Raw genomic sequence first — 19162 nt, 5'->3', positions numbered from 1 at the left:
CGCTCAAGGATGAATCGGACGCATATGGTCGAAGACTGGAGGACCGCCGTGCCGAAAGATGTCGCCAAGGAGGAGAAGCAGCAGCTCAAGGATCTGGCCCGATCGATCGTTCTGAGTCAGGGCAACGAATTCATCAAACAGTTGCTTCGCGACAACGACCTCAAGATCGGTGCCACTAAGCCCGATTTTCTGACCAACATGAACGACGCCATCGACAAAGGACTTCTGACGAGGGCGCATTTCGACGCCTGGCTGGAGGAGGTGGAGGGATGGGGCCGGCAGCACGTCTACTTCCATGCGGCGCTGGGAAAATCGCATGGCGACGCATTGGCGTTGGTGCAGGGCTCTAAGTGGAAGAGCCTGCTGAACAAGGGGAGCGGTCACGCCTTTCCTAACGAACTCACGCTGACGAGCATCGAGGTTTCCAAAGAGTCGATATCCTTCCTCTGGCACCGCGCTACCGAAGCGACGGAACGAAAGTCCAAAATGGACAAAGATGAAGAGTGGATCGACGGAGAACTCTACCAGTTCCACGCCTATCAGGTTCAAGCCAACAGGGCGGTGGTAAGATTCGAATGGCGCTTCGACGGCCTTTACAGTGCGGTGTTTCTCCAATTGCCGAACGATGGGGCTTTGCACCGTCAGGTCCTGAAGCTGGTTCAAGATCAGCTCCGGGAGATCGGCCTCATCGATAAGCCTCTGGCTCGCGTTCCGCTCGGCAATGCCGCCAAGGTGTTGGGCAGCGACAGCAACGTCGCGTCGGCAAAATCCCAGACGATGCACACGCATGGCGGATACGTGATGCTGGTTTCAACGACCGAAGGCGGGATCGACGAGGTCGAGGCAGTGCGCGAGGCCAGGAAAGGCGTCGATGCAGGGGCATTCCAATCCGCCGATGGGAAGTACGGTCTTCCAAAGACCCTACATGGTGCATTGGAGAAGGACATCAAGATCGAAATTTTTGGCGCGGAAAGTCGCGTGCGTATTTGGGTCGGCTGCAAGAGGGCCGACGTCTACTACATCACGGACCTGCTGTGGCATTGGAACAACAACTAGCTTGGGACGATGTGGAGCGGATCGCCGGCCGTGCAGCGATGGACGCTGTCAGAGGCGTTGTTGAGAGCGGAAGCTCGGCCATCGTTGATCCCTTGCTCATCGCCACCGAGACCAGCGCGAGTGCCGAGGAGGTCTTCCTGCTTCTCGACAGGCTCTCCGAGCTAGGCGTCCTGAAGAAGGTGCTGGCTTTCACCTGCCCCAATCCCCAGTGCAGGCACCCATTAGCCCAAAGCGACGTCGAGATGGGCGAATGCTCGAATTGCGGAACGACCTTCAAGCAGATCGGCAAACCGCCAGTCGAAACCAGTGAATACAGGACTTCGGGCGCGATCAGTCGAGGCGTGCCATGGCTGTTCGCCGTGCACGGGTTCAATACGGTCGGCGAGTGGCAGGAGGAATTCAGCTGGCGCATCGCCAACAAGTACAGGCGCCGCGCGCCCGTCCTGAACTACAAGTTCGGACTCGTTCGGATCTCGGTGCTGTTCAGATGGCGCCACCGACAATTGGCCCGGCAGTTGGGCAGGCAGATCAAGTTAGCGCAGGCGTTCGCAACGGAGGGGGGCATTGCTGAACCGCCCGACGTGGTCCTTCACAGCTTCGGCACCCTGCTGTTCACGACACTTCTGTCGTTAGAGGAGTTCAAGGACCTGACCTTTGGTCGTGTGCTGCTTGCGGGCAGCATCGTTCGCCCGGACTTTGACTGGGGTGCCCACCAGCAGAAGGGAAGGATCGGCGCGGTCCTGAACCATTGCGGGCTTCGCGACTGGCCGGTGCAGATCACTGTCTTCGCGATACCTGAAAGTGGACCGAGCGGTCATCGTGGCTTCGACGCCCCGACAGTTCTCAACGTTCGTGCCGAAAAATATGGGCACGGAACTTTCTTCGACCGATGGGCGCTCACCGAAAATCTTGTCGGCGACGGTTTGTGGGATCGATTCCTGCGCTATCCGGAAACATCGCTTGCGACTGGAATCGGGACGTTCGTACCCTCCAGTGCGTGGTGGACATTGCCGAGACCGGCGTGGACTGCACTGCGCTGGGCGGCGATTTTGGGCGTGGCCGCCTTGCTCGGTTGGCTCGGCACGTGGATTTGGCAATTGTGTCGTTGACCATCCGTGACGTGGCAGGCGGATATGTCCGCTTTCGGTAGATTGCGGGAGCAGCTTGAATGACGGAAATGGGTGGTGGGCTCAACCGGCCGAGGCCAGCCCCCTACGCTGCCACCGCAACCAAGCACGACAGAAAACTCGCAGACAACCGGCGGCATTAATGGCCTGAATTTCTTCTTAGAAGATCGGATGGCTCAACGTGAAGCGCCAGCGAAAGTCTTTCAAGCTCATCAAGGCTCAAATCGAATTTGTCGCCGTTCTCAATCTTGTCGATTTCGACCAATGGCCAATCAAGCTGTTCTGCTAACTTGCTGGCGGTCATACGGCGTTGTTCCCGGAACCGCCAAACATTGCGCGCTAGCAGCCGTGGAGCTTGGGGGTGTCGCAGTCGCATTGGTATCTTCCTCCTGTTGCCGCGAAATATAGCCGTATGGATCACCGGCCAAGAGGTCGTGTTTTTCACGAAAAAGGCTCAACAGAGCCAAGGCGTTAGACAGACGTTTCGGCCATTCAGCTACATAGGGTAAGGCCAGACAGCTATAGCCGATGGCTATAGCTGTCTGGTGCGCCACGCGCGCATTCGCGCGTGTGACCTCAGTCCAATGGGGTGGCCACAACAATGTTGTACGTCGCTGATGCCCTACGGTGCCCGCTGTTGGGGTTGGCACCATCAATGCAAGCCGTGCTGCACTAAGGGCTTTTTAGCCCGCATTGCCCCTACACGGGTAATCGAGCACTACGCTTCTTTCGCACCCAGTTCGCGCAGCAAGGCCCGACAAGTGGCTTCACCTTCGTCCGCACATTCCGCCTCACGACGCCTTGGCTGTATCTGTTGGAAATATTCGAGCTTCCGCCGCAACCTCTTGGCAAGGGCAGCTTTGCGCTTGGTCTCGGGATTGACGGATGGAACTCGCCACATGGGAACAGAACACGCCTTTGTCGCATATCAGTCAAGCGGCCATAGATTTGCTCTGTCCTGCCCTACGAAGTCCGCTGCGAACGGCCTAAGTGGACATTTTGCGGGTAGGCATCATTTTCTACTCGCGCCGCCAACGGGTGCGTATCGTGTAAAAGTCATCCGGGGGTGGCGCAAACAAAGACGACAGCGGTACGGACAGGAAGGCCGCCATCTTCTCAAGGTAGGCGACCTTTTCTTCTCGGGTCATTTTCATGGCACGGTCGAAATGGCCACCGTCCACACCCATATGGTTGAGCAGCTGGGTCCGAGTAATCCCGCGTTTGGCCTCCCAATAGACCAGGTTTCGGTGGAACCGGATTTCCCGTTCCAACTGCGGCCAATTGGGTGGCAAATCCGTGTCGGAAGTCATCGGGGTGTCTCCCCGCCAACCAGCGCGGCATCGACATAGCTATCGACGTTCTGCCCGAATTGCAGTGCCAGGCGGTGGCAGGCTTCGGCATTGCCCTGCCACCCATTGCCACGGCCTCATAGGCAAAATCGAAGTGCATTACCGCAAGCTGGACGGTCTTGAAGCCGTCATTGGCGACACCGGGATTGAGCCAGCCATTGCGGTCCATGTCCCGACTGGCGAACAGCAGTTCTTTTGCCCGGTCACCAACGTGCAGAAGTACGGTTGAGCGCAAGGAGGCACATTGGCGCGATGCCAAAGCCAATTCCGAATTCGCGCTGGCCGGAAATGTGAAAAACGCCAAGAGCAGCATTGCAGCCGCTCCCGGCACTCGGAGGTATTTCAGGACCAAGATTAGCTGGCCTTGCGCAGCATGAGCCCGCGTTCGGCCGCCGCTGCCGCAAGCTGGTTGTCGAGTTCACCAGCGCGCACAGCCTCGGTCAGGGTGTCGAGGATCGCAGGCAGCGCTGACAGCTCGCCAACGGCGATGGCGTTCTTGTCCTTGGCGAATTCGATGGGCTTGCCCGCATAGCGAATACCGAAGAAGGTCTGACCGCTGGCATCCACGAACCAACCAGCGCGCAGGCGTTTCGGGGTTTCAACCGCAACCCGAACCCCATCGTCGTTCTTGCGCCATACCACATGGGTCGGTGCATAATGCTGCCCAGCAATCTTGGCCTCGGCCATTGCCTTCTGCTCGGCCAGCGCCGCGATCACCTTGTTGCGGGCGCGTTCAACAGGATCATTGCTCGCCCGAACTGGCTGGGCCGTGGTCAGCTTCAGGGTCTTCAGGATGCTCATGTGCTGTGGTGTCTCCATGTGGGTTGCTTCCCACATGGCCTAAACCCTGCATCCCAAAACGCGACCAGAGATTAGCCGCTTTTCGCCTTTTGCTCTTCGGCCCCAATGTCTGACATGCCGATACGGTTGCGCTCATCGCGCTCCAGCAGCTTATCCAGTTTCGACTGCCTCAGCGGATCATCGCCCACAAGCCCGGCCCGAAGTGCTGCAATCGGCAAGACCACTTCGGTCCCATCCTTCAAAGTCACGAGCTTGTCGCCCTCTGCGAGTTCGACAAAGAAGCTTTCTTCCTGCTCCATGGCTCCTTTGTCGGATAGCTTGACGTTGTGAGCGCCGCCCAAGAATGTCACAGTCACCTTACGGCTCGTGTCGAAGTTGATTTGGTCGACAACGTCCTTCAGCGCGATCATGATCTTGCGACGAGCATCAAGACGAATTTCGGGGTCTGCGTCATTAATTAGGACCACATATTGCTTGATCCGTCGAACGTGTTCGGCAGGTGAAACAGCACCCTTCGCCAGCAAAAACTGCTCCTGCAGCTCTGCCAAACGCTTCTCGTTCTCTTTGACTTTGGTCACTGTGTCCAACCACATACGCTCAGCGTCAGGGTCGTCTGTTTCCCCAAATGCCTTGAGATACCGCCTGGCTGTTGTTCGCCGGTTCACCACATAGCGCTCAACAGCCACCAATTCCTGCTCAATTTTCAGGGCTTCGTCGGCCCGTTCAAACTGCGTGTCGTCGAGGACAAGGTGATTTATTTTGTCGATCACCCCCGCTTCAACCTTCAAATAGTTGAAATGATTTCGGTTGGTGCACTCGAAGCGCCGAAGAGCCTTGCTGCAAACTAGATAGCTCTCGTCTTGACTGACCGACCAGACATATTCACCAACGCGGTTCTTCCTCTTCGCCCCGGCGCTCTGCTTCTTGATGTAGGTCATCGTGGAGCCGCAGGATGAGCAGCGAGTTCTGCCGCTAAACAAATTGGGCAAATTGCTTTTTGCTGTCCCACCGGGCAAACGCTTGCGCCCGCTGTTCACAAGGGCAAAAGTGGCCTCATCAATCACCGCAGGAAAGTAGTTGGGGATGGGATCGCCAGACGGCTCGCGTATTCCACCACGCGGACGAGTATGCGGCTGAAACTCGCCAAGAACAGCGGTATTACCTAGAATTTTCTGAATGTAGCTGGCATGCCAGCCTTCGCCCTTCCTCTTTCCCTTGCCCCACGTCTCGATACCGTCTTCGTTCAGCCGCGAGGCAATTTTCCGTATTCCGAAGCCGTTAGCGTTCTCCTCAAACATGCGCTTCACGATCTCCACGCGCTCGGGAAGTTTGGAAAACTTGCCTGTCTCAGGGTCAACAGTCAGCCATGCGGGACAAACGGTGGTGATGGGCCTCTTTGCATCTTCTGCGGCCTTTCGGCGAATGCGCCAGCTTTCGGCGAGGCGATCACTCTTGTGCTTGCTTTCCTGAAACGCCCGAAACGCATTGAAGACCGTGCTAATGATGCCGATAGGGTCAGCTTCTAGCTTCCTACTGTCGAGTATCAACCTGTCGTTCGCGGTCGCAATTGTGAGGCCATGACCCACGACCTTTTGTATCCATGCGATCACCTGCCCCGGAGGCAAACGCGAAATTCGGTCCAGTTGCTCAACAACAAGCACCGTCGGTTCGCGCAGTAGATCGTTTTCAACGCGCTTAGTGAGCGTGCCAAGCTCTCCCTCGGAGAGGTTTGCGCCCGTGTAGGCGCTTTTTCCTTCATCACGAAGGCGGTCAATAACTTCCCAGCCCTGCTCAAGGCAAAAGCGCTCGCAAATGTCCATCTGCCTTTCCAGGGACGAACCTTTGCTTTGTTCAAGAGATGACCAGCGGGCGTAGATAATGGCTTTCATGCCGCAACGGTAAAGCCGTCTGGGTTAACAATCAGCCGTTATTTGATGCGCTATATGCACACAAACGTGCATATAGCATTTCCGCTCTTATTACAGGGATATATGCACGCAGCATATTGTGGCCACCGGCTGCTGCCACTTCCAGCGCCCGCCGCGCCACCAACTGGCCGCGCACGTCGCTGAGATCGGGCAGGCCCTCGGGCGCCGGGCGCTTGCGGGGCGTTGGCCGCGCCGCCAATTGATGGCCGGTGAGGTGATTGACCAGCGCCAACAGGCTTTCGGCGGCGATGATATCGAGCCCATCACCTGCCCAGGCGGCCTCGGCGCCCGAGGGGGCGGCGCAGATCAGCCCCAGATCGCGGCTCTGTGCGGCAATCGCCGCTGGCAAGATGCCACCGACATGGGCGAGGCGGCCGTCGAGCCCCAATTCGCCCAGCGCCAGATAGCCGTCCAGCGCGTCCTGCGGAATGGCGCCGATGGCGGCCATGATGCCGAGCGCAATGGGCAGATCGTAATGACTGCCCTCCTTGGGCAGGTCGGCCGGCGCCAGATTGACCACGATGCGCTTGGGCGGCAGGCCGAGCCCCGAGGCGATCAGCGCGGCGCGGACCCGTTCGCCGGATACATTGACTGCCTTGTCGGGCAGGCCGACCAGAATGATTTTCGGCAGGCCGGGCGCGATCTGCACCTGCACATCGACCGGCACCGCCTCGATGCCTTGAAACGCGACTGTCGCTACGCGGGTGACCATCGTCCATGCCCCAAGCCCCAAGCCCCGCCGCAGAGTAGCAAAGCAAACCGAGGCTCACAAGAACGTAAAGCGAACGAAATACGGCATGTTAACCACGCCGCTTGCCACATAGGTAAACCTAATCCTCCGTTAACCGCGCCATGTTGAATCAAAGGCTCAGTCAGTCTTGCGTAGAGTTGTGATCCGATGCTTGCCAGCCGGCCTTTTCCCTCGTTTTCTGCGATCGCAAAGGGCACGGTTTCGGCCATGCTGGCCGCAATATTGGTCGCCTGTTCGTCCGGCGGCGGGCTGTATGGCCCGATCCAGGGCGATAACCGCCCCCATTCGGGCGTCGACCGGGCCAGGGCGATGCCGATCCAGGGGATCGACGTGGCGCGCTATCAGGAAAATGTCGATTTCCGACAGGCGTTTCAGTCCGGCATCCATTTCGTCTTCATGAAGGCGACCGAGGGCAAGGACTATATCGACCCCAATTTCCGGGTGAACTGGGTGCGGGCGCGCGAAGCCGGCATGCCGCGCGGCGCCTATCACTTCATGACCTGGTGCTCGCTGGCCTCCGAGCAGGCGGCCTGGTTCGTGCAGAATGTGCCCAATGATTTCGATGCGCTGCCGCCGGTGCTGGATCTAGAATGGAACAACCATTCGAGCTGCAAAAACAAGCCAAGCCGCGCCGATGCGCTGGAAAAGATCCGCGTCATGCTCGACGCCATGGAGCGCCATACCGGCAAGCTGCCGATCATCTATACCGACATGAACTTCCACCGCGACGTGCTCGACGGCGCTTATTTCCCCAATGCGTTCTGGCTGCGCTCGACCGCTGCCGAGCCGCATGAGCGCTATGGCAACCGCACCTGGACCTTCTGGCAGTGGACGCAGACCGGCGTGGTGCGCGGCGTGCGCGGCGAGGTGGATCGCAATGCCTTCTACGGCAACCAGAATGACTGGATCACCTTCCTGCTGACCGGCTGCGATCCGCGCGCCATTGCCTCATTGGGGCCGACTGGCCGGTGCCAGTCGGCGAAATAGGACTTGGTTAGCGCCCGCGCCACATGCGGGCGCGGCCATAATCGACGACCTCGGCATCGGCCTCGGGCTGATACAGCACCGAGTTGACGGTGACGGGTCCCTGCTCGGAATCATAGGTGAATTCCTGCTCGTCGCGCATGCCGAGCAGCGCCAGCCCATGCAGCGAGCGCAGGGAAATGGTCTGGCCGATGACTTCGCGCGCGGCGCCGAGCACCAGTTTATGTTCAAGCCAACGGCCATCGCCGACGCGATAGCGGACCTGGCTGTTCATGGTGACCACGGTAGGGTCGATCATCTCGGAGTCCACAACATCGGACTGGACGAGCTTTTGCCGAAGCAGATCGAAATAGCCGCGTTCTCCTGAGGGGCGCGCCATGGCGATGCCGCGCAGAATGGCATAATCCCGATCGGTCATGACGAACTGGGGCGAGTCCGACATTTTATGAGGCTCCTTAACAGCTGAAATGAAACAGGGAATGGGCGCCGCGCCAGGGAGGGCGCGGCGCCAGTCAATCAGGGCTTGCTGGTGCCGAGCGCCGTCAGCACGCGGGCGCGATCGTCAAGAGCGCGCAGGCGGATGGTCATGGTTTCGGTCTTGACCGGGGTCTGCGGCGGCAGCTTGTATTCCAGATCGGGTAGCACCGACTTGACCCAATCGGTGAAGCGCTGCAGCTTGTGCGCGCCGCTAATGGGCAGGGTGACGGCATATTTGAAGGTCATAATCGAATTATCCATACAAACGCATCGCCGCATCCCGGCGTCGGCAAGACGCGGGTGCTACGGACGATGACAACTGACCCGCGGAAAGCGGGTGCAAAATCAGCGGAAAATTAGGGACTTATCCTGGCCCGGCCCTTGCAACGCAGGTGGCCGAACCAGGTCACACACCTCGAAGGAGGCGGATCCGGTGCTGCTGGCGATGATCGGAACGATTGGCGCGCATGCCCATATCAAAGCAGAACGCGGCGGAAAGTCAAATCACTGCCGGCATACATGCCGGATCGGCTTGCCAGCCCTCAGGGTCGGGACTAGCCTTCGCCTATTATGAACCGGGCAAATTTGCCCGAGGAGGACTGAAATGGCCAAGGGTCAGATGCGCAGCAACAAAGAAGCCAAGAAACCCAAAAAGGACAAGATCGTCGCCGCCAAGCCGATCACCGGTCTGGGCTCGGGTAGCGCTGGCAACGCCAAGAAGTAAGCGTCCCAATCGCGACAGATGTGGCGGTCGACAGGGGTCGGCCGCCTTTTTTTTTGTGGCCAGGCGTCAGGATGCGAGGCTGGGGGCCATCGACACTAGAATGTCCGTGCGCGGCACGCTGCCGTGGCTGGAACTGGCGGCCAGCATGGCCAGGATCATCAGGGCGATAACGGTAGCGATACGCACAGGCTCGGTCCTCCAGCAGAAGGTCTGAGCCCATCAACTGCGCCTTGGCGCTGCGGCGGTCAATGCCAGCGTTAAGACTTGCTTAACGGTGCAATTTTAGCGAATTTTCGAGGGTGTTCAGCCCGCCGTATGGCCGAGCAACCCGCTGGACTGGATCCCGTCAAAGACAAACTGCACCGCCAGCGCGGCCAGCAGGATGCCGACGACGCGCGACACCACCGCCAGCCCGGTGACCCCGAGCACGCGCTGGATCGGAATCGCCACCAGCAGCGTCAGCCAGGCCAGAAACAGGATCACCACCACCGCCAGCAACACCGACCAATATTCCAGATTGGTCTTGGTGCCGGTGGTCAGCAGGATCACTGCGCTGATGGCACCGGGGCCGGCGAGCAGGGGCATGGCCAGCGGAAACACGGCGATATCCTGGCGCTGGCGGGCCTCCACCTCTTCCTCGTCAGTGGTGCCGGTGCCGCCCGAATGGCGGGCGAACACCATGTCGATAGCGATCAAAAACAGCAGCAGGCCGCCGGCGGTACGCAGCGCCGGAATGGTGATGCCGAAGACTTCGAGGATCGGATTGCCCAGCACGCCGAAGAGCAACAGGATGATGCCGGCGATGATGACGCCACGCGTGGCGAAGGCAAAACGCTGCTTGGAGGTGTGATGCTTGGTCAGCGCCGCGAAGATAAAGGCGATATCGGCCACGCCCACAGTGGCGAACAGCGTCGCGAAGGCGACGAAAAAGGTAGTTGTGGGCATGACGCCGGTCCCCTCAGAGCGAGATAGACCTAGCGTTTTCGTGACCGTTTGGCGACCCCCTGCCGCGGGCCTGCTGTCGCCGGGTCAGACCATGCGTGCCGCGGTCGCCAGGCCGGCCAGCAACAGCAGGCCAAACCCGTCGATCCAGCCCCGCGAGCGGCTCAGCCAATCGGCTTTCGGCCGTGTTGTCGGCAGAAACCGCAGCAGCCAGACGGCGCCGTAGAGCACCCATACGGTGAAAAACGCCACCATCAGCAGATCGGCCCAACCGGAGCGGTTGAAGCCAACCATGATGCGGGTGATGCCGGCGCCGAGCAGGATCGACAGCAGATAGGCGCCGACTACGACCAGCGAGTTCCGCCAATAGGGCAGGGTCAGCCGCTGGTCGACCGGCAGGGTGCGGCGCCAGCGGCGGAACAGAAACCAGCCGACGCCGCCCAGTATCGTCGTCAGCAGCAGATACATCAGGCGCGGCGCTTTTCGATGGCGTCCCAGATCATCACGGCAATGTCCGGCCCGCCGAAGCGCTTGATCTCGCGGATGCCGGTGGGCGAGGTGACGTTGATCTCGGTGAGGTAGTCGCCGATGACGTCGATGCCGACAAAGATCATGCCGCGTTCCTTAAGCGCCGGGGCGATGGTGGCGCAGATTTCCAACTCGCGCGCGGTGAGCGGGCTCAGCTCGGGGCGGCCGCCGACATGCATGTTGGAACGCGCTTCGCCATCGGCGGGAACGCGGTTGAGGCCGGCAATCGGCTCGCCATCAATGATGATGATCCGCTTGTCGCCCTTGCGCACGTCGGGCAGGTATTTCTGGATCATGAAGGGTTCGCGATAGTTCTGCTCGAACAGTTCCAGCAGGCTAACCAGATTGTGGTCGCCCTCCTGGATGAAGAACACGCCGGCCCCGCCATTGCCGTAGAGCGGCTTGACGATGATGTTGCCATGCTCCTTGCGGAACTCATGGATCAGGCTGCGGTCGCGCGTCACCAAAGTCGGCGGCATCAGCTCGGGAAAATCCATCACCAGGATTTTTTCCGGCGCATTGCGCACCGCAGACGGCGGATTGACCACCAGGGTCTTGGGATGCAGCCGCTCGAGCAGATGGGTGAGCGTGATGTAATTCATGTCGAAAGGCGGATCCTGGCGCATATGGATCACGTCCTGCGTCGACAAATCGACCCGGCTGGCCTCGCCGAGCTGGTAATGTTCGCCCTTGGGCTTGTCGAAGACGCGGATCGGGGCGGCTAGTGCCGACACCACATTGCCGCGCAGCGCCAGCGTATCGGGCGTGTAATGCAGCAGCTCGTGGCCGCGCGCTTGCGCCTCCAGCATCATGGCGAAGGTGGAGTCGCCGAGGGGATTGATGGTGGCGACATGGTCCATCTGAACCGCGACTTTGAGCATTTTTGGCCCTTTTTGATCTGTGGTCGGGCGGCCGGAGCTTCAGCTGGCCGCATCGAAGGCGTTGATGACATGGCGCGGCCATCTGCCTTGTGCAAGGAAAATTACATCGAAGCGGCAGTTCGCCTGTGCTGCGGCGGGGTGGCGGGCCAGCCAATATTGCGCGGCGCGGGTGATGCGCGACTGGTTGACCGACGCCAGCGTCTCGGCTTCGCTGGATGCCTGACGGCGCGCCTTGACCTCGACAAAGACGATGGTGCCGAAGCGGCTGGCGATCAGGTCGATTTCGCCGACCGGGGTTTTGTAGCGTTGCGCGATGATGCGGTAAAATTGCAGGCGCAGCAGCCAGGCCGCCAGCAACTCGCCGCGCTGGCCGCCCTGGTAAGCCTTGATGCGCGCCTTACTTTTCGGCTTTAAGGGCGAGGGCGGCATCATAGACCTCCTTGCGCTTGAGCCCATATTGCTTGGTCACGTCATCGACGGCGACGCGCAGCGGCTGGTCAGCCATCGCTGCCAGCAGAGCCGCCTGCCATTCGTCGGCGTCGGGAGCGGTGGGCGCGGCGGCGCCGGCGACGACAATGACGGCTTCGCCCTTGGTTTCGGTGTCGGCAAAGGCAGCAGCCAGCGCGGGCAGGGTGCCGCGATGCACCCGCTCGAAGCGCTTGGTCAGTTCGAGCGCCACCGCGGCTTGGCGGTCTCCCCACAATTCAGCCATCGCCGCCAGCGTGTCGTCCAAGCGGCGCGGGCTTTCGTAGAACACCAGCGTTTCACGTGAATCCGTCAGCGCCTTGAGCGCATTGACGCGGGCGCCGGCCTTGGGCGGCAAAAAGCCGTGAAAGGCGAAGGCGTCGGTGGGCAGGCCCGCCACCACCAGCGCCGACAGCAGCGCCGAGGCGCCGGGAATGGGGAAGACCGGCTGGCCGGCTTCAGCGAGAGCGCGGATCAGCGGGAAACCGGGGTCGGACAGCAGCGGCGTGCCCGCGTCGGAAATCAGCGCGATGGCTTCGCCGGCGGCGACGCGGCGGACGATGTCCTCGGCCTTGGCCCGCTCATTGTGCTCATGCAGCGCCACGCGGCGCCCCTTGATGCCGTAGTGATCAAGCAGGCGGGCCGATTGCCTCGTGTCCTCGCACAGCACCACAGAGGCGGCCGCCAGCGTTTCCAGCGCGCGAATCGTGATGTCGCGCAGATTGCCGATCGGGGTAGCGACGACATAGAGGCCAGGCGCCAGTGGCGGGGCGGCAAATGTGGTGCCGGCGATGAAATAGCCCGAATTGGTGTCCGACATGCCCATTCCGCTGGTTGAGAATTGGTTAAGCAATTGCTGCCAAGTGTTAACAGACTGCTAGCATTGAGAGGCCCGAAAATGCGGATTTTCGGAAACATCGCCACTGCCATAGCACGCGGCGTCGGATCGGCGCTGCTGGTTTTGCTGGCCGCCTGTGCGCCGCTGCAACTCGGCTCCCGGGTGCTGGATTTTGGTGGCCCGGTGGGAACGCCCGACCAGCCGGGCCAGATGACGCCGAACCAGCCCCTGCAACCGAGCGGGCCGAGCCAGAGTTTTGGCCGCGGACCGGTGCCGGTGACGCTGTTGCTGCCGCTCTCGGGCGATCCCGGCATCGCCAGTGTCGGCCAGTCACTGGCCAATGCCAGCCGGCTGGCGATCAGCTTCATCGAGGCCAATCCCAATATCGCGGAAAACATCACCATCACCCTGCGCGACAGCGGCACCAGCGTGCAGGGCGCGACGGCGGCGGCCAGTGCGGCGGTGAGCAGCGGGGCCAAATTGATCCTGGGGCCCTTGCGCGCCGAGCAGGTGACGGCAGCCGGCGCGGTGGCGCGTTCGGGTGGGGTGCCGCTGATCGGCTTTTCCAACAATCCGATAGCGGCGAGCCCGGGCGTGTATTTGCTCAGCGTCTTGCCAGACATGGAGATGAAGCGCTCGCTCAACTGGCTCAAGACGCAGGGCAGACGCGGCATTGCCGGGGTGTTCCCGACCAGTGAGTTCGGCCAGGCGCAGCAGACAGCGTTCCGCCAACAGGCCATTGCCGCAGGCTATGCGCCCAATGCGGTCTATAGTTTCTCGTCAGTCGGGGAAGCCCAGCAGATCATCAATCAGGCGCTGCCCGAGATCAAAAAGGGCATGATCGACACGCTGTTCCTGCCCGACCGCGCCACCGCGCCGAATTTTGGCCTGCTGCTGGCGCAGGCCGGGGTGACGCCGGAGATGGTGCAAATCGTCGGCTCGGCCGATTGGGAGGGCGATCCGAGCATCGCCAGCAGCAGCGCCTTGGTGGGCGCGATCTATCCCAGTGTCGACCCGGCCGGCATGGCGGCAATCAGCGGCGATTATCAGCGCCAGTTCGGCGGTCAGCCGCACGCGCTGGCCACCCTCGCCTATACCGCAACCATCCTGGCCAATGTGAACACGCTGTCGATGGCCAATCCGCCCTATAATCCGGTGCTGCTGACCAGCCCGCAGGGGTTCAATGGGCGCGACGGGGTGTTCCGGTTTTTGGGCAATGGGCGCAGCGAATACGCGCTGGCGATCAAGCGTCTGGCGCCGGGCGGGGCGCAGATGCTGGAGGCCGCGGGGCTCTAAGCGTCTGTCCGGCGCCTGACCTCAGCCAACGCAACCTCGACATCTACCATCGCATTGTTCAAGGCCAGTTTGGCAGCATCGAGAGCCATTGCAGCGTTGTGTAGCGATTTTCCCGACGAGTAGGGTCCTGCTGGCGGAAAATCCGACAGCGGCGACGGAACAATTTCTGGAAAAGTCCTACCCTGCTTGACATCCGCAACGCGGCCCGGGTTTACGCCAAACCACGCTGCGATGTCATGATTTCTGTCGCCTCTCAGCAGCATACCTTTTACGACTGCAGCATCAGTATCAGACAAGCGAATTCCGCTATTCTCTGCCTTCATCCCGCATCTCCATTCATGCGAGATGCATTATTGCCCGTTGCAGTTTAGATTCCAATATACTTTGGAGTCTTGCTTAAGCCGCCAGGTCGGCGACCACGGCGTCGAGCACCGGAAAGCCCTTTTCCGTCACGCGGATATTGCCATTCGGCAGGGTTTCCACAAAGCCGTAGCCCTTGAGGGTATCGATCTGGCGCTTGGAAATCTGGCGACCGGAGAGGGCGGTGAAGCGGGCGGGGGAGATGCCCTCCTTGAGGCGCAGCCCCATCACCAAAAATTCGTCGCCCTGTTCTTCCCAGGTGAGCACATCGTCCACCACCAGGCCGTGCCCCTTGTCGACGACCTTTTTCTGCCAGTCGAAGGGCATTTTTTCGGCGGCGGTGGCGTGGCGCTGATTGTTGATCATCAGGCGGCCATGAGCGCCCGGACCGATGCCGGCATATTCGCCATAGCGCCAATACAGCATGTTATGGCGGCTTTCCTGGCCGGGGCGGGCGTGATTGGAAATCTCGTAGGCTGGCAGGCCAGCTTCGGCCGTCAGCTCCTGGGTCATTTCATAGAAATCGGCGGCCAGATCTTCGTCCGGCAGCTTGAGCTTGCCGGCCTGCTGCAGATCGAAATAGCGCGTACCCTGCTCGATGGTTAGCTGGTAGAGGCTGAGATGGCCGCGCGCCATCCACAGCGCTTCCTTGAGCTCGTCTTCCCAATCATGCAGCGTCTGGCGCGGACGGGCATAGATCAGATCGAAGCTCGAGCGCTCGAACACCGATTGCGCGATGCGCACGGCGGCGATAGCTTCGTCGACGGTGTGACGGCGGCCCAGTTCGGCCAGCGGGCCGGGGCGCAGTGACTGCACGCCCAGCGAGACGCGATTGATGCCGGCGGCGCGGTAGCCCTTGAAGCGGTCGACTTCGACGCTGGTCGGATTGGCCTCCAGCGTGATCTCGGCATTGGCGTCCATGGTCCAATGCTTGGCGATGGCGTCGATGATGCGCGCCGTCGAGTGCGGGTTCATCAGCGACGGCGTGCCGCCGCCGAAAAAGATCGACTGCACGACGCGGCCCGGCGCCATGGCGGCAGCGGTGGCGATTTCGCGCTCATAGGCGGCGACATAGTCGATTTCGTCGAAGGCGCCGCGATGGACATGCGAGTTGAAGTCGCAATAGGGGCACTTGGCCGCGCAGAAGGGCCAATGCACATAGACCCCGAACATGTCGTTGGGGTTAGCGCTCAATCTGGTTCTCCACGAACAGGGCGAAAGCGCGGGCGCGATGGCTCAGGCCCTGCTGACCGGGGGTCCAACTGTGCTTCATGTCCGGCGGCACCTGGCCAAAGGTGATGTCGTAGCCGGCGGGCATGAACATCGGGTCATAGCCATGGCCCTGCTCGCCGCGCGGCGGCCAGACCAGGGTGCCGTCGCATTTGCCGACATAAAGCACGTCGCGGCCATCGGGATGGGCGAGGCAGAGCGTGGCATTGAACGAGGCCTTGCGGCGCGACGGCTCGGTAGCATTGGCGGCCTGCAGCGCATCTTCGACGCGCTTCATGGCGCGGTTGAAATCGCGCGGCACGCCGGCCCAGTCAGCGGTGTAAACCCCGGGATCGCCATTCAGCGCATCGACGCACAGCCCCGAATCATCGCTTAGCGCGATCATGCCGGCGCCTTGCGCGGCGGCATGGGCCTTGGTGCGGGCGTTCTCGGCAAACGTCGTGCCGGTTTCGTCAGGCTCGGGCAGGCCGAGTTCGCCGGCCGATACCAGCTCAAGACCAAACGGGGCGAACAGCTCCTGGAATTCCTTGAGCTTGCCGACATTGTGGGTGGCGAGGACCAGACGGTCGCCTTCGCGGAGTTTTGCAATACTGGTCATCGTGCGGTTGACCCTCCGAGGGCGGTCTTGCGGGTTTCGCTCTTCGTCCGACCCGCAGCGGGGCGAGGCGACAGATCGAGGGCGCGGGTAATGTCATGCCAGATCGCGCAAGTCTCCGCCGACACCACACGGTCTGCCTCGCCCGCCTGGGGCGCAGGCCGCGGTGAAGGGGCGGCTTTTTTGCGCGTAAAGAACTTCATGCGGTCAGCGCCGTCTGTTGCAGCAGGGTCAAATCGGCAATGCCCTGCTCGGCTAGCGTCATCAGGCTGTTCAGCTCGTCGCGGCTGAACGGGACCTGTTCGGCAGTGCCCTGGATTTCAACGAATTTGCCCGAGCCGGTCATGACGAAATTGGCGTCGGTATGGGCTTCGACGTCCTCGAGATAATCGAGGTCGAGCACCGGGGTGCCGCGATAGATGCCGCAGGAGACGGCGGCGACCGAATCACGCAGCGCCTTGCCCTTGGTCAGCTTGCGCTCATCCATCCAGGCAATAGCATCGGCCAGCGCCACATAAGCGCCGGTGATCGCCGCGGTGCGGGTGCCGCCATCGGCTTCGAGCACGTCGCAGTCGATGGTAATCTGGTTTTCGCCCAGCAGCTGCATATCGACCACGGCGCGCAGGCTGCGGCCGATCAGGCGCTGGATTTCCTGGGTGCGGCCGGTCTGCTTGCCGGCGCTGGCTTCGCGGCGGGTGCGCGAACCAGTGGCGCGGGGCAGCATGCCATATTCGGCGGTGACCCAGCCCTGGCCCTTGCCGCGCAGCCAGCCGGGCAGGCTGGTTTCGACCGAGGCGGTGACCAGCACCTTGGTATTGCCGAACGAGACGAGGCAGGAGCCCTCCGCCTTCATGGCGACTTTGCGCTCAATGCTGACTGCGCGCATCTGATGGGGCTCACGTCCGGAAGGGCGCATTAGGATTCCACGAAAAATTACTGTTAACCGCCTCTTAACCCTCCTCGCCCCGGCTCACAAGCACTGGCGGCTTGGCGCGCAGCAGCAATGCGCTTAAATGAGAGCGCAGGGTTAAAGTGAACGATTTTATCGAAAGCCGCATAGTGAAGCCGCAAGAAGACTTTCTGAGCGTGCTCAACGCCCGCAGTCAGGACATATTCAAGAAGATCGTCGAGCGTTATCTCGAGACCGGCTCGCCCGTGGGATCACGCGATCTCAGCCGCATGCTGCAGACCGGGCTGTCGCCGGCCTCGGTGCGCAATGTCATGGCGGACCTCGAAGATCTCGGGCTGATCGCCGCGCCGCATACCTCGGCCGGGCGCGCGCCGACCCAGGAAGGGCTGAGGTTTTTCGTCGATGCCATGCTCGAAGTTGGCTCGGTCAATGAGAGCGAGCGCGCCCAGATTGCGCACTCCATCGAAGGCCAGCAGCGCGGCCAGGTGGAAGATGTTCTCACGGAGGCCAGCCAATTGCTCTCCGGCCTCAGCCAGGGCGCCGGCGTGGTGATCGCCACCAAGGCCGACGTGGTGCTGCGCCATATCGAATTCGTGCGGCTCGACGCCACCCGCGCCATGGCCATTCTGGTCGGGCAGGACGGGCAGGTGGAAAACCGCATCATGGATATTCCGCCGGGGCTCACCGCCGGAGTGCTGACCCAGGCCGGCAATTATCTGGCCCATCATGTGGTGGGGCGCACCATTGCCGAGGCGCGCAAGGCGCTGGCTGACCGGCAGGCCGAACAGCGCGCCGAGCTGGATGAACTGACGCAGAAGCTGGTGGATGCCGGCATCGCCACGCTGGGCCAGGCTTCGGCCAATAGCCAGCCGACGGTGATCGTGCGCGGCCGGGCCAATCTGATTAATGACACCATGGCGAGCGATGAGTTGCTGCGCATGCGGCAATTATTCGATGAGCTGGAAAGCAAGGACGGCTTGCTCGACCTGCTCGGCGACGCCGAGAAGGCGCAGGGGGTGCGAATTTTCATCGGCTCGGAAAACAAGCTGTTTTCGCTGTCGGGTTCGTCGGTAATCCTGTCGCCCTATAAGGACGCCAATGACCGCATTGTCGGCGTGCTGGGCGTGATCGGGCCGACGCGGCTGAATTACGCGCGCATCGTGCCGGTGGTGGATTATACCGCAAACGTGATCAGCGCGATGATGGCCAGAAAGCGGACTTAGCGGCGGAGGCTTGAAAATCCGGTCGTATTGGCCGATATGCGGGACAAATCCTTTGACTGTTATGCGGAACAAAACAGATGAGCGACGACAACGCCGCCCCGGGCGAAATGCCTGAAGTCGAAATCCCGGTCGAAGAGACCATTGATCCGGTGGAAGCGCTGCGCGCCGAGAATGCCGAGCTCAAGGATCGCGTGCTGCGGACCATCGCCGAGATGGAAAACCTGCGCAAGCGCACCGAGCGCGACGTGGCCGACACGCGCAGCTATGCCATTGCCGGCTTTGCCCGCGACATGCTGAGCGCCACCGATGCGCTGAACCGCGCGCTGGTAATGCTGCCGGAAGGCACCCGCGAATCCGAAGACCCGACGGTCAAATCGCTGATCGAAGGCATCGAGATGACCGAGCGCGAAATGCAGCGCCTGCTGGCCAAGCATGGCGTCGTGCCGATCGAGGCTGAGGGCCTGAAGTTCGATCCGCACAAGCATCAGGCGATGTTTGAAGTGCCGGACGCGACCAAGCCGGAAGGCACTGTGGTGCAGGTGGTGCAGGGCGGTTTCGCCATTGGCGAGCGCGTGTTGCGACCCGCCATGGTCGGCGTCGCCAAGGGCGGTCCGGTTGCGGCTCCCAGCGGCGAGCCGGTCGACAAGAGCGCCTGATTTAGACCAATAGTTTCACGTGAATCCCCGCGAAAGCGGGG

General features: G+C 61.3%; 22 protein-coding genes and 1 pseudogene. 7 read left to right on the top strand and 16 right to left on the bottom strand.

Translation table 11 applies throughout. From position 1 onward, the window contains the following. Positions 1 to 48: 48 nt before the first annotated feature. A complete protein-coding gene (locus ACX3OW_RS02475; protein ID WP_459094157.1) occupies positions 49 to 1056 on the top strand; it encodes a hypothetical protein in 1008 nt (335 codons plus the stop codon). Further along, the gene (locus ACX3OW_RS02470; protein WP_459094156.1) at positions 1035 to 2165 is read left to right on the top strand and encodes a hypothetical protein; all 1131 of its coding nucleotides are present in this window, start codon (positions 1035 to 1037) and stop codon (positions 2163 to 2165) included. The genes ACX3OW_RS02475 and ACX3OW_RS02470 overlap by 22 nt, the downstream gene beginning before the upstream one ends. Before the next feature lie 157 nt (positions 2166 to 2322). Here the strand turns inward: ACX3OW_RS02470 and ACX3OW_RS02465 are convergent, their stop codons facing one another. Both ACX3OW_RS02465 and ACX3OW_RS02460 read right to left on the bottom strand, forming a co-directional pair. Beyond that, positions 2323 to 2559 (bottom strand): helix-turn-helix domain-containing protein, encoded by a 237-nt coding sequence (locus ACX3OW_RS02465; RefSeq protein WP_459094155.1) that lies wholly within the window; start codon positions 2557 to 2559, stop codon positions 2323 to 2325. A 643-nt stretch (positions 2560 to 3202) separates the two neighbouring features. After that, on the bottom strand, positions 3203 to 3493 hold the full coding sequence (locus ACX3OW_RS02460) for a hypothetical protein (protein ID WP_459094154.1): 291 nt from the start codon (positions 3491 to 3493) through the stop codon (positions 3203 to 3205). A gap of 133 nt (positions 3494 to 3626) precedes the next feature. Between ACX3OW_RS02460 and ACX3OW_RS02455 the strand changes: the two genes are divergently transcribed. Then, complete coding sequence (locus ACX3OW_RS02455; protein WP_459094153.1) at positions 3627 to 3761, top strand: hypothetical protein; 135 nt, start codon at positions 3627 to 3629, stop codon at positions 3759 to 3761. A gap of 125 nt (positions 3762 to 3886) precedes the next feature. Here the strand turns inward: ACX3OW_RS02455 and ACX3OW_RS02450 are convergent, their stop codons facing one another. The 3 genes and pseudogenes from ACX3OW_RS02450 to ACX3OW_RS02440 all read right to left on the bottom strand — a co-directional run. Beyond that, on the bottom strand, positions 3887 to 4333 hold the full coding sequence (locus ACX3OW_RS02450; RefSeq protein ID WP_459094152.1) for a DUF6641 family protein: 447 nt from the start codon (positions 4331 to 4333) through the stop codon (positions 3887 to 3889). 71 nt (positions 4334 to 4404) lie between these two features. Then, entirely contained in the window at positions 4405 to 6222 is a 1818-nt protein-coding gene (locus ACX3OW_RS02445) for a recombinase family protein (protein WP_459094151.1), read from the bottom strand. 61 nt (positions 6223 to 6283) lie between these two features. Continuing rightward, positions 6284 to 6973, bottom strand: a pseudogene (locus ACX3OW_RS02440) (magnesium chelatase domain-containing protein); the annotation flags it as partial. A 246-nt stretch (positions 6974 to 7219) separates the two neighbouring features. Here ACX3OW_RS02440 and ACX3OW_RS02435 point away from each other — a divergent pair. Next, complete coding sequence (locus ACX3OW_RS02435; RefSeq protein ID WP_459094150.1) at positions 7220 to 7999, top strand: glycoside hydrolase family 25 protein; 780 nt, start codon at positions 7220 to 7222, stop codon at positions 7997 to 7999. Between the two features lie 7 nt (positions 8000 to 8006). Here ACX3OW_RS02435 and ACX3OW_RS02430 read toward each other — a convergent pair whose 3' ends face one another. The 7 genes from ACX3OW_RS02430 to rsmI all read right to left on the bottom strand — a co-directional run bounded on the left by ACX3OW_RS02430 (position 8007) and on the right by rsmI (position 12833). Continuing rightward, positions 8007 to 8438, bottom strand: a complete 432-nt coding sequence (locus ACX3OW_RS02430; RefSeq protein ID WP_459094149.1) for a hypothetical protein — start codon at positions 8436 to 8438, stop codon at positions 8007 to 8009. A gap of 74 nt (positions 8439 to 8512) precedes the next feature. After that, positions 8513 to 8734, bottom strand: coding sequence for a hypothetical protein (locus ACX3OW_RS02425; RefSeq protein ID WP_459094148.1), 222 nt, complete (start codon positions 8732 to 8734; stop codon positions 8513 to 8515). 766 nt (positions 8735 to 9500) lie between these two features. Beyond that, positions 9501 to 10142 carry a MarC family protein gene (locus tag ACX3OW_RS02420; protein WP_459094147.1) on the bottom strand — a complete coding sequence of 214 codons (642 nt, stop codon included), beginning with the start codon at positions 10140 to 10142 and terminating at the stop codon, positions 9501 to 9503. Between the two features lie 84 nt (positions 10143 to 10226). Further along, positions 10227 to 10607, bottom strand: coding sequence for a hypothetical protein (locus ACX3OW_RS02415; RefSeq protein ID WP_459094146.1), 381 nt, complete (start codon positions 10605 to 10607; stop codon positions 10227 to 10229). Further along, positions 10607 to 11548: a glutathione synthase gene (gene gshB, locus ACX3OW_RS02410; RefSeq protein ID WP_459094145.1), complete on the bottom strand. Its 942-nt coding sequence runs from the start codon at positions 11546 to 11548 to the stop codon at positions 10607 to 10609. Before gshB ends, ACX3OW_RS02415 begins: the two co-directional genes overlap by 1 nt. 39 nt (positions 11549 to 11587) lie before the next feature. Next, positions 11588 to 11977, bottom strand: a complete 390-nt coding sequence (locus ACX3OW_RS02405) for a YraN family protein (RefSeq protein WP_459094144.1) — start codon at positions 11975 to 11977, stop codon at positions 11588 to 11590. Continuing rightward, complete coding sequence (gene rsmI, locus ACX3OW_RS02400; RefSeq protein WP_459094143.1) at positions 11946 to 12833, bottom strand: 16S rRNA (cytidine(1402)-2'-O)-methyltransferase; 888 nt, start codon at positions 12831 to 12833, stop codon at positions 11946 to 11948. Before rsmI ends, ACX3OW_RS02405 begins: the two co-directional genes overlap by 32 nt. Positions 12834 to 12911: 78 nt before the next feature. On the opposite strand from rsmI, the gene ACX3OW_RS02395 reads away from it, so the two are divergent. Continuing rightward, positions 12912 to 14147 carry a penicillin-binding protein activator gene (locus ACX3OW_RS02395; protein ID WP_459094142.1) on the top strand — a complete coding sequence of 412 codons (1236 nt, stop codon included), beginning with the start codon at positions 12912 to 12914 and terminating at the stop codon, positions 14145 to 14147. Here the strand turns inward: ACX3OW_RS02395 and ACX3OW_RS02390 are convergent. From ACX3OW_RS02390 to rph, 4 genes are all read right to left on the bottom strand, one after another. Then, the gene (locus ACX3OW_RS02390; RefSeq protein WP_459094141.1) at positions 14144 to 14470 is read right to left on the bottom strand and encodes a hypothetical protein; all 327 of its coding nucleotides are present in this window, start codon (positions 14468 to 14470) and stop codon (positions 14144 to 14146) included. The two genes, ACX3OW_RS02395 and ACX3OW_RS02390, sit on opposite strands and share 4 nt — an antisense overlap. A 73-nt stretch (positions 14471 to 14543) precedes the next feature. Then, positions 14544 to 15701: a radical SAM family heme chaperone HemW gene (gene hemW / locus ACX3OW_RS02385; RefSeq protein WP_459094140.1), complete on the bottom strand. Its 1158-nt coding sequence runs from the start codon at positions 15699 to 15701 to the stop codon at positions 14544 to 14546. After that, on the bottom strand, positions 15691 to 16335 hold the full coding sequence (locus ACX3OW_RS02380; RefSeq protein WP_459094139.1) for a non-canonical purine NTP pyrophosphatase: 645 nt from the start codon (positions 16333 to 16335) through the stop codon (positions 15691 to 15693). The genes hemW and ACX3OW_RS02380 overlap by 11 nt, the downstream gene beginning before the upstream one ends. A gap of 196 nt (positions 16336 to 16531) precedes the next feature. Next, positions 16532 to 17248 carry a ribonuclease PH gene (rph, locus tag ACX3OW_RS02375; RefSeq protein WP_459094138.1) on the bottom strand — a complete coding sequence of 239 codons (717 nt, stop codon included), beginning with the start codon at positions 17246 to 17248 and terminating at the stop codon, positions 16532 to 16534. 116 nt (positions 17249 to 17364) lie between these two features. On the opposite strand from rph, the gene hrcA reads away from it, so the two are divergent. Together hrcA and grpE are read left to right on the top strand one after the other, a co-directional pair. Then, positions 17365 to 18465, top strand: a complete 1101-nt coding sequence (gene hrcA / locus ACX3OW_RS02370; RefSeq protein WP_459094137.1) for a heat-inducible transcriptional repressor HrcA — start codon at positions 17365 to 17367, stop codon at positions 18463 to 18465. A gap of 77 nt (positions 18466 to 18542) precedes the next feature. Further along, positions 18543 to 19121 carry a nucleotide exchange factor GrpE gene (gene grpE, locus ACX3OW_RS02365; protein WP_459094136.1) on the top strand — a complete coding sequence of 193 codons (579 nt, stop codon included), beginning with the start codon at positions 18543 to 18545 and terminating at the stop codon, positions 19119 to 19121. The last annotated feature ends 41 nt before the right edge of the window (positions 19122 to 19162 follow it).

The organism is Devosia sp. A449 (genome assembly GCF_054489375.1).
The sequence above is the reverse complement of the archived record's forward strand: the minus strand, read 5'-3'. Positions and strand labels throughout refer to the sequence as shown.